Origin of the sequence: Demequina aurantiaca, from assembly GCF_000975135.1 — a bacterium.
In the GTDB taxonomy this organism is placed as follows: domain Bacteria; phylum Actinomycetota; class Actinomycetes; order Actinomycetales; family Demequinaceae; genus Demequina; species Demequina aurantiaca.
In genome coordinates this window covers 88,977-105,127 of the sequence record NZ_BBRF01000002.1, presented here as the reverse complement: position 1 = coordinate 105,127, position 16,151 = coordinate 88,977, and the positions used below count along the sequence as shown (strand labels likewise).

General features: G+C 64.1%; 11 protein-coding genes. 3 read left to right on the top strand and 8 right to left on the bottom strand.

Annotated elements, in window-relative coordinates:
• The first annotated feature begins 1 nt into the window (after position 1).
• The 3 genes from AOP73_RS08930 to AOP73_RS08920 are packed head-to-tail and all read left to right on the top strand — an operon-like array spanning position 2 to position 4,930.
• Positions 2 to 1,654: an ABC transporter ATP-binding protein/permease gene (locus AOP73_RS08930; protein ID WP_084626762.1), complete on the top strand. Its 1,653-nt coding sequence runs from the start codon at positions 2 to 4 to the stop codon at positions 1,652 to 1,654.
• Complete coding sequence (gene cydC, locus AOP73_RS08925; RefSeq protein WP_061965142.1) at positions 1,651 to 3,315, top strand: thiol reductant ABC exporter subunit CydC; 1,665 nt, start codon at positions 1,651 to 1,653, stop codon at positions 3,313 to 3,315. Before AOP73_RS08930 ends, cydC begins: the two co-directional genes overlap by 4 nt.
• Positions 3,305 to 4,930 carry a GAF domain-containing sensor histidine kinase gene (locus AOP73_RS08920; RefSeq protein WP_061965140.1) on the top strand — a complete coding sequence of 542 codons (1,626 nt, stop codon included), beginning with the start codon at positions 3,305 to 3,307 and terminating at the stop codon, positions 4,928 to 4,930. The genes cydC and AOP73_RS08920 overlap by 11 nt, the downstream gene beginning before the upstream one ends.
• Here AOP73_RS08920 and AOP73_RS08915 read toward each other — a convergent pair.
• The 8 genes from AOP73_RS08915 to coaD all read right to left on the bottom strand — a co-directional run bounded on the left by AOP73_RS08915 (position 4,927) and on the right by coaD (position 16,150).
• Positions 4,927 to 5,607 carry a hypothetical protein gene (locus AOP73_RS08915; RefSeq protein WP_061965138.1) on the bottom strand — a complete coding sequence of 227 codons (681 nt, stop codon included), beginning with the start codon at positions 5,605 to 5,607 and terminating at the stop codon, positions 4,927 to 4,929. The genes AOP73_RS08920 and AOP73_RS08915 overlap by 4 nt on opposite strands.
• A gap of 97 nt (positions 5,608 to 5,704) precedes the next feature.
• Positions 5,705 to 11,782, bottom strand: coding sequence for a ThuA domain-containing protein (locus AOP73_RS08910; RefSeq protein ID WP_061965136.1), 6,078 nt, complete (start codon positions 11,780 to 11,782; stop codon positions 5,705 to 5,707).
• A 525-nt stretch (positions 11,783 to 12,307) separates the two neighbouring features.
• Entirely contained in the window at positions 12,308 to 12,925 is a 618-nt protein-coding gene (locus AOP73_RS08905) for a response regulator (RefSeq protein ID WP_061965134.1), read from the bottom strand.
• 9 nt (positions 12,926 to 12,934) lie between these two features.
• Positions 12,935 to 13,921, bottom strand: coding sequence for a bifunctional DNA-formamidopyrimidine glycosylase/DNA-(apurinic or apyrimidinic site) lyase (gene mutM / locus AOP73_RS08900; RefSeq protein WP_061965131.1), 987 nt, complete (start codon positions 13,919 to 13,921; stop codon positions 12,935 to 12,937).
• A gap of 14 nt (positions 13,922 to 13,935) precedes the next feature.
• On the bottom strand, positions 13,936 to 14,703 hold the full coding sequence (gene rnc, locus AOP73_RS08895) for a ribonuclease III (protein WP_061965129.1): 768 nt from the start codon (positions 14,701 to 14,703) through the stop codon (positions 13,936 to 13,938).
• A 30-nt stretch (positions 14,704 to 14,733) separates the two neighbouring features.
• The gene (gene rpmF / locus AOP73_RS08890; RefSeq protein ID WP_061965127.1) at positions 14,734 to 14,928 is read right to left on the bottom strand and encodes a 50S ribosomal protein L32; all 195 of its coding nucleotides are present in this window, start codon (positions 14,926 to 14,928) and stop codon (positions 14,734 to 14,736) included.
• 58 nt (positions 14,929 to 14,986) lie between these two features.
• Positions 14,987 to 15,460 (bottom strand): YceD family protein, encoded by a 474-nt coding sequence (locus tag AOP73_RS08885; RefSeq protein WP_236683567.1) that lies wholly within the window; start codon positions 15,458 to 15,460, stop codon positions 14,987 to 14,989.
• Positions 15,461 to 15,670: 210 nt separating this feature from the next.
• Complete coding sequence (coaD, locus tag AOP73_RS08880; protein WP_061965125.1) at positions 15,671 to 16,150, bottom strand: pantetheine-phosphate adenylyltransferase; 480 nt, start codon at positions 16,148 to 16,150, stop codon at positions 15,671 to 15,673.
• Between the last annotated feature and the right edge of the window lies 1 nt (position 16,151).

Sequence of the window (16,151 nt, the reverse complement as noted above, 5' to 3'; positions counted from 1 at the left end):
TATGCGTCCTTTCGATCCGCGCCTGGTGGGCCGGATCGGACCCGCGCGCCGCTACGTCATCACGACGGCGGCGCTCGGGGCGGTGACCGCACTGCTGATTCTCGCGCAGGCGCTGTTGTTGGCGCGCCTGCTATCCCCAATTCTCGCCCCAGCTCCCCTCGCGGAGGACGGACTGGGCTGGTGGGGTCGGCTCGTGCCGGAGGGCACGCGCTCGCTCGCTACGGGCCTGGCGTGGCTGATCGCAGTGGTAGCCGCGCGTGCTGCGGTGACGTGGCTGCAGGAACGCCTCGCGCACCGGGCCGGGGTTCGAGTCATCAGCGACATTCGTACCCAGGTGGTGGATCATGCCGCCACGCTGGGCCCGCGGTGGGTCGCCAGTGGTGGGGGCGCCTCCGTGACCACGGTGGTGACTCGCGGGCTGGAGAACCTACTCCCCTACTTTGTGCGCTATCTCCCGCAGCTCATGCTGGCGGCAACCGTGACGCCGCTCATGCTCATCGTGGTGCTGGGCCTGGACTGGTTGTCCGCCGTGATAATTGCGGTGACCCTGCCACTGGTCCCTGTCTTCATGATTCTGGTGGGCCTGCTGACGCGCGAGCGCTCGGCACGGCACCTGGCGAGCATGGACCGTCTGGCGACACGCACCTTGGATCTGATCGAGGGGCTGCCCACGCTGCGCGCGCTGGGACGCGAGCGCGGCCCCGCCGCCCGGGTCCGCGAGCTCGGCGATGCGTATCGCGCCGCAACCATGAGCTCACTGCGCATCGCGTTCCTATCAGGAATGGTGCTCGAATTGCTGACCACCCTGGCGGTGGCGCTGGTGGCCGTCACGATGGGTTTCCGCCTGGTTGCCGGCGACATCGGTATTGAGACTGCCCTCGCGGTCCTCGTCCTCGCCCCCGAGGTCTACCTGCCGGTTCGCAACGTCGGCACACACTTCCACGCCTCCGCCGATGGCCTCGCGGCCGCCGACGCAGCGTTCTCCATTCTGGACGAGCGCCCGCCGGGAACGCAGACCGAGTCACTCGGAGCTGCCCCGCCCCTGCGCAGCACGTCACTGCACGTTCGCGGCCTCGCAGTGGCGACGCCCGATGGTCGCCGATGGGCACCATCCAGCTTGAGCTTCGATGCTGTCCCCGGAACGGTGACTGTGCTGCGCGGCAGCAATGGCGAGGGCAAGTCCACGGCTTTGATGGCACTGGTGGGGCTACTGGCACCGGACTCCGGTACGATCCACGCGGTCGCTACGGGTACAGACTCGCGTCTCCTCGCCGATGCCACTGCGACCGTTCAACGCGCAACGTGGAGCGCCCAGTGCGGCTGGGTGCCGCAACGACCCGACTTGGGTCCCGACGGACGCACCCTGAGCCTAGGACAGCGCCAGCGACGGGCGCTCGAGCGCGCCTTCGCCTCTAACCGCCCCGTGCTCGTGCTCGACGAGCCCACCGCGCACCTCGACTCTGCCTCCCGCGCAGAGGTGATCGATCAGATCCGTGCCGCCGCACACTCCGGCGCCACCGTCGTGATCGCGACCCATGAGGAAGAGATGATCGTGGCCGCCGACGTCGTGGTGGACGTACTCGATGCCCCGCGCGTTTCCGAGACCCACCGTCACGGAAGCACCACCGAGCACTCCGCTGGTGATGCCCGGTGAGCGATCTCAAGGAAGCAATCCGCGACACCGGACTGCGCCGCTGGCAGGTCGTCAAGGCGGTCTCCGCCGGCACGATGGCGCTCGGCTCGGCCGTCGGACTCGCGGCGGTGGCCGCGTGGCTCATCGCGAAGGCCGCCGAGATGCCGTCGCCGGCAGACATTGCGCTCGCTGCAGTCATCGTCCGCTTCTTTGGCATCAGCCGTGGACTGTTCCGCTACCTGGAACGTCTCGCCAGCCACGACGCCGCGCTGCGGGGAGTCGTAACGCTGCGGGAACGCACCTACGCGGCGCTCGCGGCATCGGGCTCGCGCACCATCTTGGGACTGCGCCGCGGCGATATCCTCGCGCGTCTTGGCGCCGACCTCGACGCGATAGGCGATGCGGTGGTGCGCGCCATCATCCCAGCCTGGGTCGCACTCACCGTCTCCGCGCTCGCCGTCGCCATTGTTGGCTATTTCTCGCTCCTCGCGGCTGCGGCCCTAGCCGTGTGCCTCGTCCTCGCGGCTCTGCTCCCGGGGATGCTCACGGCGCGCGCATCACGCATCGCCGCCGAGCGCGGGGGCGCGGCTCAGGCGGAGGTCTCCGCGGCCGTTCATTCCTCGCTCGACTCGGCCTCCGAACACCGTGTGTGGGACACGACGGGAGCCGTCCGCGACGAGCTCCACGCCGCGAACCGAGAGGCAGAGGCGGCGGCCGATGCTGCGGCCGGCCCCTCGGCGTGGGCAGCGGGACTCCAGTCCCTCGCCTCGGGCGCGGCGCTGGTCCTCGCGGTAGGTATCGGGATCACCGCCGCCACTGCAGGGAACCTCAGCGGCCCCGGCGCGGCCGTGGTGGCCCTCACTCCGCTCGCCGCGTTCGAGGCCGTCGGCGCAATCCCCACCGCCATGAGCCAGTATTTCCGGTCGAGGTTCGCCGCGCGACGAGTACGAGCGATGACGGGACAGGTGGCAGGTTCTCAAGCGGCTACCCCGGCCAGCTCCACCGAGGCGGCTCTCGCGCCCTCCACTGCGCCACGACTCGAGATCCAAGCCCTGCGCGCGGGATGGCCTGCAACGGAGGATGGGGAAGCATCGGCCCCCACGCGACCGGTGAGCGTGCGAGTCGAACCCGGCGCCAGCCTGGGGCTCATCGGACGCTCTGGAATCGGCAAGACCACCATGCTGCTGACGATTGCTGGGGCACTCGACCCCGTGGAGGGCACCGTCACCCTCGACGGCCTCCCCGTCACCGAGGAGGCCACCGGCCACACCGTGGCAATGACAGCCGAGGACGCGCACGTCTTTGGGACTTCGGTGCTGGAGAACCTGCGCGTGGCACGCGGCGACGTGACGCTCGACGAGGCGACCGAGGCGCTCGACACCGTCGGGCTGAGGGCCTGGGTTGCCGGGCTGCCGGCAGGGCTCGACACGGTGCTCGGCTCGGGCGGCGACTCGATTTCTGGCGGCGAGCGCCGGCGCCTACTCCTTGCCCGCGTGCTGGTGACCCCGGCCCCCATTCACCTCATCGACGAGCCCGGCGAGCACCTGGATGCCGCCGGACGGGACGCCCTGAGGGCCGTCTTGGATACGATGCGAAGGCGCGGACGCACCGTGGTCATCGTGACGCACGACGTGAGCCTCCTCGATCGCGCGGACCAGGTGGTGAATCTCGATGAACGATGACAGCGGCACTTCTCTCGACGCACTGACGCACGCCATCGTAGGACTGAACGCCAAGCACGAACTGGCGGAAGTTCTCGCCGAGATGCTCGATGCCTCAGTGCAACTCACCGGCGCACAATACGCAGCCATCAATCAGCTCGACGCCAATGACCGTAGCGTGGGTTTTCAGTACGTCGGCATGGACGCCTCGGTATGGGACGCCATCGGCCGCGCCCCCAGCGGCGTCGGCGTACTGCACGAGATTCCGCAGGACGACGTCCTCATGATCGACGAAATCACTTCGCACCCGGCGTTTCTCGGCCTACCACCCGGGCACCCGCCCCTCGGGGCGTTCCTCGGCACCCGACTTCGAGTGCGCGACACGACCTTTGGTTACCTCTATCTCGCGAACAAGGACGGCGGCTTCAATGCCGCCGATGGGAGCATCGTTCGTGCGCTAGCCGCAGCCGCCTCGGTCGCCATCGACAACGCGAAGCTTTACAGCCAGGCCGTGGAACGCCAGGCGTGGCTTGAGGCCTCGAACACCATCGTCACCTCGCTGTTGTCCAACCCCGAGGACGAGTCGATCTTCACGATGATCCTCGACTCGGCGTCCTCTCTCGCGCGTGCCACCCATTCTGCACTCGCGCTGCCAGGAGTCGCGGATCGGTGGGTGCTGGAATTCACGGGTGGCCCGCGAGCGCATGAGTTGTTGGGGCTCAACCTCCCCGAGAATGGGCCCGCGATGCAGACCGTTCACAGTGGAGTGGGCCTCGTCTCGTCGATCCCGCCGGGCGCCCATGTGCTCGAGGCAATTCGCGACTTTGGACCGGCGATGTACGCGCCGTTACGCGCAGGCGAGACCACGGTGGGGCTGCTGATGCTGTGGCGCGAGCGGGGCGCCGAGGAGTTTCTCTCGTCGGACCTGGCGACGGCGCAGCGATTCGCGACCGATGCCGCGATCGCGCTTGGCCTCGCAGAGATCACGCACTTGAAACACGTGGCCGGATTAAGCGACGAACGCCAACGCATCGCCGACGATCTCCACGACTTCGTCTCCCAAGAGCTCTTCGCAACCTCGATTCAGCTCGAGGGCATTGCCGCAGACGTCGACGATGCTGCGGCAAGGCGCCTCAATTCCACCCTGGAGCACGTGCGCCGCGCCCAGTATGAGGTGCGCGGCGTCATGAGTGCACTCGCCGGTGGCCGCAGTGAGGAGACGCTGACTACTCGCCTTGAGCGTGAGGTCACACTCGCGCGGGAGACACTGGGCTTCGCGCCACGAGTGGACGCATCCTGGGACGAGGTGGCTGCGGCCAGCGAGGTCGACCGCTCGCTGGCGGACGATGCGGTGGCAGTCATGCGCGAACTGCTGTCAAACGTCGCTCGGCACGCCAACGCTAGTGCGGCCTGGGTCACCGTCAAGGTCCGTGAGCACCGCCTGGAAATTCAGGTGAGCGACAATGGGCGCGGAGCCTCGGGTGCGACCGTCCGTCACTCCGGGACGTCCAACCTGGCGAACCGTGCGATCCGGCGCGACGGTACTTTCTCTTTGGAACCGCGTGACCCGGGTGCGGACAACCCCGGTACCGTCGCGACGTGGATCGTACGCGTGGATCCCAACTCCGAGATTTAGGAGTGTGCGCGGCTGCGGCGCTTGGCCAGAATCACGGCAACTCCAACGATCACGATAAGCCCGGCAGCTCCTGCGAAGATCAGCCAGGCAAATGATGATGAGGAGTCGTCCCCCACAGGCGCGCTTTCTGTTGTCGAATCACTATCCGTGGCGACCTCGCCGGCAGACTCGTCGTTGCTGGTGATCGGCGCGGGTTCCACTGGCGCCTCCAATGGAGCAACGGTGAATTCGACCGTGGCCGTAGTCTCCTCCGGTTGCGTCGTGGTCACAGTCACCGTCCAATCGCCGTCGTCAAGGAATGGCTCCTCCGACACCCACCGACCCACGCCCTCAGATGACGAGATCAACTCAATGGGCCCGGCGTTCCGACCGTCGGCGGACGTGGCCTCGGCGACCGGATCCATGATCTCGCTCACGACGTGTCCGTCCTCGACGTACGTCGCCGACACCGCGATCCCACCCGCGGCATCGCTAGTAATCTCCAGCTCGTAGGGCCCGCCGTGTGCTGCGGCACTGGTAGCCGAGAGCATTCCACCCGTCAGCGCAATCACTGCAACAAATATTGCCGATACAACCGAACGGCCCCACCGGGGCCCGGCTTCACTGAAATGTTCTGCGTCTACCACGAAGCGACGGTAGTGGACCGAACTACCCACCTGTTCTAGTGCGTGCGTCATCGTGCTGCCTTCCTAAACATGAAATCTCGTTGCTGTGTCAGCACCTGTGTGAGGGGCTCCGGCATCGTCTTGATGTCGGAGCCCCTCACACATTGGGCTAGTTGCCTAGTCGGTCGAAGCGGTACAGGAACGCCGCCATCGCGTCACGGTTGGTGAAGCTAAAGGGCCGGTACTCCTTACCTCCGCTGACACCCCATCCAGTGGTGATACCGGTGTCGGCCAACCACGTGATTTCCTTGTAGAACTTGCTCGCAGGAGTCATGTCCACGAAGGGTGACAACGCCGGGCTAGTGTGTGACGGCTTGCCCGCCATGCGGTACAAGAACGCCGCCATCGCATCACGAGTAATCGCCTCATACGGACGGAACGTCTTCGTTCCGTTCTTCTCAAGCCAACCTGTCGAGATTCCCTGCTGCGAAGCCCACACCATTTCCTTGTAGAACTTCGTGCTCGGAGTGATGTCCGCAAAAGGAGACTTCGCAGGCAATGTCACGGCAGGCGAACCGGCATACCGGTACATGAACGCCACCATCGCGTTGCGTTCGACGCTCACCAGCGGGCGGTACTCCTTACCAGCAGGAGTATCCCAACCCGTAGAGACACCCTCATTGGCAAGCCACAGGATCTCCTTGTAGAACTTCGTTGACGTCGTGACATCTGCAAACGACTTGGACGCCACCGGAGCAACGTAGGTGAACGACTTCCCCGCAGACACTCCAGCCGCAGTGGTGACCACCACGTTGGCTGAACCCGCCGCATGCGCGGGAGTCTTGACCGTGATCTTGGTCGACGACACAACGGACAGTGAGGTGCCCGCCTTGCCATCGAACTTGACTGAGGTAGCACCGGTGAAGTCAGTACCCGTCAGGGTCACCGTGGTTCCACCTGCGGTCGTTCCTGACGTCGGCGCGACCTTGGTGAGGACTGGAGCGGCAACCTCCACCTCACCCTCCACTGCTGGCACTGCCGCACTGCCCACTGCGGAGAGATTGCCCGCCGCGTCAGTTGCACGGAACTCGATGGTCTGCGCAGCATCCGTGAGCTCGACGCCCTCGGTGTACTCAGTCCATGCCCCAGCATCAATCCTGTACTCGGTCAGTTCCACGCCACTGCCAGCGTCGGTAGCCGTCGCCTCAAAGACACGAGGATCAGCTTCCAAGTCAGCGACAGCACCGGTCACCGAAGGCTTGGTGGCGTCAATCTTGAACGACACCTCACCCTCAACCTCATCCGCCTCAGGGCTGGACGCCTTGAAGTAGATGGTGTGTTCCCCGTCTTCGCTCACCACGATAGGCGCGGTGTACTCGGACCATACGTGAGTGCCTTCCAGCAACCACTCGCGGTACACACTGCTCTCGCCACCACCGGTGACATCGATCTCCACCGTGACGTCACCGTTGTACCAACCGTTCGCACCCGAAGGGTCCTCGGGGCTCACGGCCGCGGAGACCTCTAGTGGCTCCACCACGGTGTCTTCAATCACCCGGAAATAATCGAAGTGCGCGGTGTTGATCTGGGATCCCTGCGCGGGGTTGCCCAGGGCATACAGTCCAACCTCGCCCGTAGCTGCCGCCGCGTTCGTAATCGCGACGGACCCCACCTGAGTCCACGATTCACCGTCAACGCTGTAGTAGCCAGTGAAGTCATCGCCACTGCGCTCAAGGCGGAGCGAAACGATGTCCCCGGAGAAACCGTTGACTGTGGGTTGCGGCTGTTGCACCGCACCGCCAACCTCACTGCGCATCTCGATGTTGCGGTTGAGAGTGGACCCAGCAGCGTTCGTGGCCAGGATGTCCAACTTCACATAGTTGTCATCGTCGGCCCGAACAATCAGGCCACCCTGCTGGTAGCGACGGTCGAGCCCTGAGGCATCGACCTTGGTCTCGACTACCCACTCGTCCCCCTCGACATCCTGGACGACGAAGTTGGTCACGTCGCCCGCTGCGCTTTCGTAGATGTCGTACGGGGTGGTGTCGATCTGCAATTCACCGTCGGCCACTCGGTAGCCGTCGGTGTCCTCGTTCACCACAGTCCAGATGCACGTGTTGAGGGCAGAGCCGTCGAACTCGTCATCCGGGCCCCCGACCGCGGATGCGGTGTCGTCGGGAGTGATGTGGAACCAGTCGAACTCAGCCTCCACCAGGGTGATGGGAGCTGCCGCGTTTGCCCAGGCGGCCACGCCGATGCGGGGGTTGTCTATACCCGCAAGCAGCTTGGTCTCCGGCATCATCGTGAAGTCCACACCATCTTCTGAATACCAACCGTTGAGACTGGTTCCGTCGCTGGTGAGGCGAACAAAGTAGGTGTCCGGGAACTCGGCACCCAGGTTCGCGGTGTTGGAGGCCGCGACTTCGTTAGGAGCCCCCGCCTCCTCCCTCACGAACTGGAAAATGCGCTGGCCAGCGTTGTCAGCACCGCGTGCCTGGAGCACCATCTTCGCGTAGTTGTCGTCATCTCCGTAGATCACGAGACCGGCCTGCTGGTACTTGTCCCTGGCAGGGAAGGTCACCTTGGTCGTCGCGGACCATGCGCCTGCAGGAACATCCTGCAAGACGATGTTCTCGACATTGTTCGTTTCCTTGTAGATGTCGGTCTTGCCTGCGGGGATGACCAGGCTGCCGTCCTTTACAGTGGCGTCCTGGTTGGCGCGAACGATGCCGTCCCAGCGGTCGGTATCGAGCGTGTCGTCAAGGAAGTCGTCCGAGCGACCACTGAAGCACATGTGCGTGCCCGTGTTTCCGCCGGCCTGAGTCACGTTAATCGTGACCTCTTCCTCTCCGTAGGCGCCTTCCTCGTCAGTGGCACGTACCCTCAGCAAGTATTGGCCAGGCGTGTCATACACGAACTGCTCGGTGGCATCTCCTGCAACGAATCCTGCGCCAGTGCCCTGGTTCCACGTCAGCGTGACCGCGGTACCTTCGGGGTCAGTCGCCGTGGCGGTGGCATCCACCGTCAGCGGCGCGTCACCGGACACTACTGGAACATCCAGGTCGATGACGGGCAGCTGGTTGCTGTCGACACCTACCCCGGTCCACTCGAAGTAGTTGATGTTGACCTCGCCGCCTGAGTTGACGAAGTATAGCGTTCCGGTTTCTGTAGGAAGATCCGTCAGTTCAGTGCCAAAGTCCTGATACTTCTGCCATCCACCAGTGTTGGTGTAGGTGAAGGTCCCCAGAACAGGGCCATCGGGCGCGTTCCAGTGCATCGTGATGGTGCCCGGCTTGTTTGGAGATGCTCCACGCATCTCGATGCCAGTGATGCCCTTGAAGTTGACTGGCTCGTACGACCACCAGTCGCCGGCGCCGACGTAGGACAAGTTGAGTCCGCCGCCTTCATCCTCGGTGTCTTCGGTACGCACTCCCTCAGAGTCTCCGCCAGTCTCGTCGAAGTACTCAGCCTCGAAGTGCTTCGAATTGAGAACGTTCGTGCCATATGCGGTCAGCGGGACGCCTGCGGCGCCACCGTCATCCGTGTAGCGGACGTCCACGACCCAGAAGATGTTGGCCGTGAGACCGTGTCCGCTGTCACGCTGCGTGGGGATCTTGCCCTCGCAGCCATTCAGCTCGCTCATCGGGTGCTGGTGCGAGTCGTGACCCAGCGCCGGAAGCACCTGCACATTGGCGCAGTCGATAGCTCCGGATGCGTCGGGGTCGTCCACGATCACCTTGTAGGAGACCTCGTCACCCCAGGAGAAGAATCCTCCCTGTTCGGGGAAGACAATGCTTACGGTGGGTAGGGCGTTGCCAACCACGAGGTTCACCGTGGCGATGGCAAAACGACCATCGGGGTCGGTCACCGTCAGCTGAGCGGTGTACTCACCCACACCGTTGTAGGTGTGCGTCGGGTTCAGCTCACTCGAGGTTGCGGATCCATCGCCAAAGTCCCACTCAAAATCGAGCGGAAGCGCTGCGGGGTGACGCGTACCCTCCGAGGAGAAATTGACCTCAAGTGATTCGTCTGCGGTGTGCGTGACGTCAGCGGCTGCCCGAGCAATTGGTGAGGGGTTTCCCTCGACGTAGTCAATGCGGAAGACTCCTGAGTTGCCGTTGTTGCCGCCGAAGCCGGAGCCCCAGTCGATCACATACAGCGAGCCGTCGGGGCCCCACTCCGCGTCCATCACCCGGTTAAAGCCGGACTCGTCGCCGATGACGCCTGGCAGCATCGGAACCATCTTCATGATCTCGGTTCCGGGTTGCGCGCCTTCACGGTTCATCTGAATCGAGAACGCCTCGCCGGTGTTCCAATCACCAAAGAACGCCTTGCCGTCCCAGTACTCGGGGAACTTAGTGTCGACATCGAGGTCCTTGTCATACTCGTACACGGGACCACCCATGGGCGCGCCGGTGTACCCGGATCCGTTGCCCACCTGCGGCCAGGGGTTGTCGTTGCGTCCACGCTCGCCGTAGTACTCGGGAGAGATGACCGGGGGAAGAGTCGTTAACCCAGTGTTGTTGGGGCTGTCGTTGGTGATGGCCGCAGCGTTGAACACCGAGCCCGACTGATTATTCTCAAAGTTGAAGTCGTTGTAGCAGGTAATTCCGGTGCAGAAGGGCCAGCCGTAGTTGCCAGCCTCGGACACGATGTTCCACTCGGTGGTAGCTGCCGGGCCGCGGTTTGCGTTGCGGCTACCGGCGTCGGGTCCATAGTCGGCCACGAGCACGCTGCCCGTATACGGGTCCAGTCCAATGCGGAAGGGGTTGCGGAAGCCCATGGCGTACACCTCGGGCCGCGTCTTGTCGTCCGCGTCATCAGTCTCGTCGAACAGGTTGCCTGCGGGGATCGTGTACGAACCGTCAGCCTGTGGGGTGATGCGAACGATCTTTCCACGCAGGTCGTTGGTGTTACCCGAGGTACCTTGCGCGTCCCACGAGGAACGTCCGGCTCGCTCGTCGATCGGCGTGTAGCCGCTCGAGTTAAAGGGGTTGGTGTTGTCACCCGTGGCGAGAATTAGGTTGCCATCGAGGTCGAAGACCATGTCGCCACCGGCGTGGCAGCACTCGTCACGCTGAGTCGTGATTTTCAGCACGGCGATCTCCGACTCCGCGTCGAAGGTCCCCGCTGCGGGATCATAGGTGAAGCGCGAGATGCGGTTGTGAGGCCCATCCTCCGCCGTTGGCGTCAACGGCGCGTAGTAGATATATGCCCAGTTGTTGGTCTCGAACTCAGGGTCGAGGACCATGCCGAGCAGGCCATCCTCGCCGCTCAGCGCCACGGGGAGTACCAATGCGTCAGTACGCTGTTGAGTACCTGCGTCGATGCGGCGCACCGTGCCCTTGCGCTCGAGGTAGAACACCGTGCCGTCGTCGGCCACGTTGAGGGACATCGGGTTTCCGGTGTCGCCGTCCAGCGTGACGAGTTCGTAGCTGTCGCTCTGAGTGACGTTGCACCCGGCCTTCTCGACGCCAGCGGCGGTACGAATACCCTGCAGCAAGTGGGTCGCGAACGCAGGATCGCTGTACGAAGCGTCGGTGTGCCCGCCGCCCGTGTACCAGGATCGGCCACCGTCGTAGTTGTGGCACCACGCGATGGGGTGATCGTCACCCATCGTGCCTCCGGTATATGAGGACTCGTCCACCGACGCCAACACATGCACGTCGCTGCGGGGGTTGTCCTGGAATGAGTACCACTCGTCAAAACGCGTCCAGACCTCGGGGAGGTGTTCCGTGGACGGGTGTGCATGGTCCTCAACGATGACATCGGCGTTCTGCTGTGCAGGGTGCCCCTTAAAGTAGGCGCCTACCAGGTCGCCGTACCAGGGCCAGTCGTACTCAGTGTCGGACGCTGCGTGAATTCCCGCGTAACCACCACCACCCTGAATGTAGCCTTCGAACGCCTCCTGCTGCGTTGTGTCGAGCACGTCACCTGTGGTCGATACCCAGACCACAACGTCGTACTGTTCGAGGTTCTCGGCAGTGAAGGCGCCGGCGTCATCAGTGGAATCCACCTCAAAGCCCTCGTCCTCCCCCATCTGCTCAATTGCCGCGATCGCCGTGGGAATCGACGTATGCGTGTAACCAGCAGTCTTAGAGAAAACTAGAGCCTTGAACTCTGGCTCCTCTTCGCCCACGGCGAGCGGCGCCACCGCACCGAGCTCAAATGCCGCTGCGTCGAGGCCCGACGCTGGAATGGTCGCTGCCTGTGCGGGTGCTGTAGCGAGTACAGCGAGAGGGAGCACGAGTGCTCCGCTGAGTAGGCCGGATGTCAACCGGAGACTAGGACGTTGTACGACTCTGTACACGGAATATCTTCCTCTCGAGCGCCGCGTCTTTGCGGCACCGCGTCAACTGCATCGGATATGACGAGGACACAACTCGTGCCAGGTCATTGGCCGTCACGCTACGGAGCAATATGTTTTGTGTCAACACAAACCAAATATTGTTATCTTTCAATTGTTGAAGTCGGGCGCAAAAGTGCCTGTCGTGATAAGAGACGACGCTCATGGCGGACCTAGGAGAACATATTCCCTGATAATTGAGCGAATAGAGGTAGATTCGCGGAAGCGTTTCGACAACGCGGCGACGACGCCGACACGCCCAACGCGCCAACTTTTGACGAACGCCGACATAACGATCTCTCGACCATGCGGCTGGTCGCTTGACGCGTGCCAGCAAGATCGTGCGGCACTCTCACGGGGCGGCGCTTGGGGTCAGATTTCGCGCGCAACTACTTCCGCGAACTCGACCTACTGGTCGCCGTATCGCTAACCGTCGAAGGCCTGGCTGCGCTTGGCGGTCGCCCACGCAACCACCTGCGTGCGCCGCTGCAGTCCCATTTTGGCGAGGACAGCAGTGACGTGATTCTTGACAGTCTTCTCGGCGACGCCTAAGGCGTCCGCGATTTCGCGGTTGGAGAGCCCCTCCCCCACCTTCTCAAGCACACGCCGCTCCATGGGCGTCAACGAGGCGATGTCGTCGTCCTCGTGCACCGAGATGTGCTGGCCGTGCTCGCGTCCCGAGGCCGCGTCGCGCACCGCCTGAAGCATCTGCGCCGACGATGCCGTCTTGGCGAGGAACACGTCGGCACCGGCGGCGCGGGCAGCGGCCTTGGCGCCATCGTCATCGTAACTCGTGAGGACCACGATACGGGTGTCCGGCAGCGAACTCCGGACGTGCTCGACGACGTCCAACCCGGTGCCATCGGGAAGGCGGAGATCCGACAGGATCACCTGCGGCTTCACCGCATCCGCGCGACGGATCGCCTGCGCCACGGTCGCTGCTTCAGCCACCACTTCGATGCCGTCGGCACGCTCCAGGATGTCGCAGATTCCACGGCGGACAACCTCGTGGTCGTCCAGGACCATCACGGTAATGTCGGGCATGGCTCGATGCTACCGCGCTCGGCGCCCGGACCACCGACGTTGGCACCGTGGGCACCAATGAGTCGACCTGCCGCCGATGCTCTGGCGGAGCAGTGCCGTCCCGCACCGGCTACACGGCTCGCCTTCGCGCCCATACGCCTCGAGGGAGCGCGAGAAATACCCGGATTCGCCATTGACGTTCACGTATAGGGCATCAAAACTGGTGCCGCCCTGAGCGAGCGCACTGGTCATCACGTGGCGGGCCGCCGTGAGCAACTCCTGTGATGTGGCGCGCGTGACTGCGTGCGCGGGCCGCTCCGGATGGACTCGCGCGGCCCACAACGCCTCATCCGCATAGATGTTGCCGATGCCACTGACGAGCGTCTGGTCGAGCAAGACCTGTTTGATGCCGCGTGACCCGCGCCGCCAGAGACCTAACGCGACCACGGCATCCAGGTTTGGGTCCAACGCGTCGCGGCCGATGTGCGCCACCGATGCGGGCAACAGCGACCACGTGGTACCCGCGCCGGCCGGCACTGCGTCGTCAGATGCCTCGCGATTGGGGCGGGTATCGGTGTCTAGGCCTGGGGTCGGGACCAACGGCTCCACGTGAAGGTAGCCGAACGTGCGCTGGTCCAGGAAGTCCGCCGTCAACTGGGCGCCGTCGTCTCTGCGCAGCGAGATCCGCGCGCGGCAATGTGAGTGCGGCTCGGGGGCATCGACCCAAGGACCCTCGTGTACCCGAAACTGGCCGGACATCCCCAGGTGAACGGAGAGCGCCTCGCGTGGGATGTCATCGGCGCCGTCCGCCGGTACCAGCGTGAGCCACATGAACTTGCCGCGGCGTGCGGCCTCCACGATGCGCTGTCCTGTCACCGTCGCACGGAATTCCTGAGGCCCGCCGGGAAGCAGCCGCACGCAGGAGTCACGACGAATGTCGACGTCCGCGATCACTGCGCCCGCGATCAGGCGCTCGAGACCCACCCTCACGGTCTCGACCTCGGGAAGTTCGGGCACGTCTAACTGCCGCGCTACTGCGTGGGCGAGGGAGGAACGTCGCCGACCACAGCATCGGCTGCAGGCGTGGTGCCGGAGGCCGCAGCATCGGCGGCGATGAGCGCTGCATAGGCGGCTGCAGCCGCATCCTGTTCGGCGTGCTTCTTTGCGCTGCCCTTGCCGGTGCCACGCGCCTCGCCGGCGATCAGCACGGTGGCGATGAAGCTTCGTTCATGATCGGGGCCGCTGCCCACGACCTCGTAGACGGGGCTGCCGAGGCCGCGCTCGGCGCTGGCCTCTTGCAGAGAAGTCTTCCAGTCGAGCGCGACACCCGAGTTCGCAGCGGCGTCGAGCGTGGGGCCCACCATGCGCAGGATCGCGTCGGTGGCCACCTCGATGCCGTGCGTCAGGTAGATGGCTCCAAAGATTGCCTCGAGGCCGTCGCAGAGGATCGAGTCTTTGTCCGCGCCGCCGGTGGCGCGCTCACCCTTGCCGAGCAGAATGCACGGGCCCAGGCCAACGTCACGGGCAACAACTGAGAGTGCCTTTTGCGACACGCTCGCGGCCCGCATCTTCGCGAGGTCACCCTCGGGAAGATCGGGATGCGAGCGGTACAGCTTGTTGGTGACGACAATGCCCAGCACCGAATCGCCCAGAAACTCCAGGCGCTCGTTGGTGGGAAGTCCGCCGGCCTCGTAAGCGAAAGAACGGTGAGTCAACGCCAATACGAGCAAATCGGGGTCGATTGATACACCCAACCGCTTCACCAAAGCATCAGCCGCAGCCTGCCCTGGGATATTCATTGACTCACCCTGCGCCTCACGGCGCAACCTTTAGCCCTCGTGCTCGGTGCGCAGCGCCTCGGCGTACTGGCGGCCGTTGTAGGCGCCACACGAGGGGCATGCGACGTGCGTCAGCTTGAGAGCCTTGCACGAGGGGCACGTTGCGGTGTTCGACGGGGTGGTCTTCCACTGCGAACGGCGCGCACGGGTGTTGCTGCGCGACATCTTGCGCTTCGGAACTGCCACGATTAACTCATCTCTGTCTTGGGAAAAATCCCCGTGTATCGGTCAAACCAGTATTGGTTCAGCCTTCATTGTCTCGCAAATTTTGCAGTGCCGACCACCGCGGGTCGATCACCTCGTGCTCGTGGTCCGGATCATCCGCGAGTCGCGCGCCACATTGGTCGCACAATCCGGGGCAATCCGGCGAACACAGCGGGGTGTACGGCAGGCTTGTCGCCACCGCGTCCCGCACTACTTCCTCAAGCTCAATGGTCTCGCCATCGAACTCGAAAACATCCTCTGATTCTTCCTCGTCCGCCTCGCGCTGCGAGTCGGGGAACATGAACATTCCCTGGACCGGGGCATCGACATCCAGCCGAACCTCATCCAAGCAACGTACGCATTCCCCCACGGCTTGCGCCTTGACGGAACCAGAAACCCAAATGCCGTCGGAAACCGACTCGAAGCTCAACTCGAGCTCCACGTCGCCACCGACCGGCACTCCAATCACGTCGGTGCCAAGCACCACGGGGGCCGGGAAGGTGAGAGATTCCATCCGCTGCGCACCTGGGCGCCGCGACATATCCCGCATGGAGAATGTCAACGGCGAGGCGGCAGGGCGGTGCGAGTGTGTCACACGCGCCTCCCACTAATCCTTAGTCCTCGTGGACCTTGGCCCGCCATGACAGGCAGGACCAGCGACTTACTTTACGGGAAGTTGGGCGGTTGCTCAACCTCTGTGCCGTGTCGTGGGGCTCAAATCCCACTACTGGCGAGAAAGCGCGTCGGCCACCACCGGAACTACGCCATCGGGAACGTATCCTGAGATGTCCCCACCATGCCTGGCGACGTCACGCACCAGCGATGACGCCACGTGGCTGAGGGAGCTGTCTCCCACGATGAAAATGCTCTCAATCCCGGTGAGCGAGCGGTTCATGAGGGCCATTGGCAGCTCGGCGTCGTAGTCCGCTCCCCCGCGTAGTCCCTTGACGATGACTCCCACGCCGCGCTCCTCACAGAACTGGGCGAGCAGGCCGTCGACGATCTCCACTCGCACGCCGTCGATGGGGGCGACGACGGCCGATGCAATGTCGAGCCTCGCCTCCGCGTTCAGAAGCGGCGACTTGGACGAGTTGTGTGCGACGCCGATGATGACTTCATCGAACAGTTTGCGTGCGCGCACCGCGATGTCCACGTGACCGAGGGTGATGGGGTCGAATGTGCCCGGAAATACGGCGATTGTCATG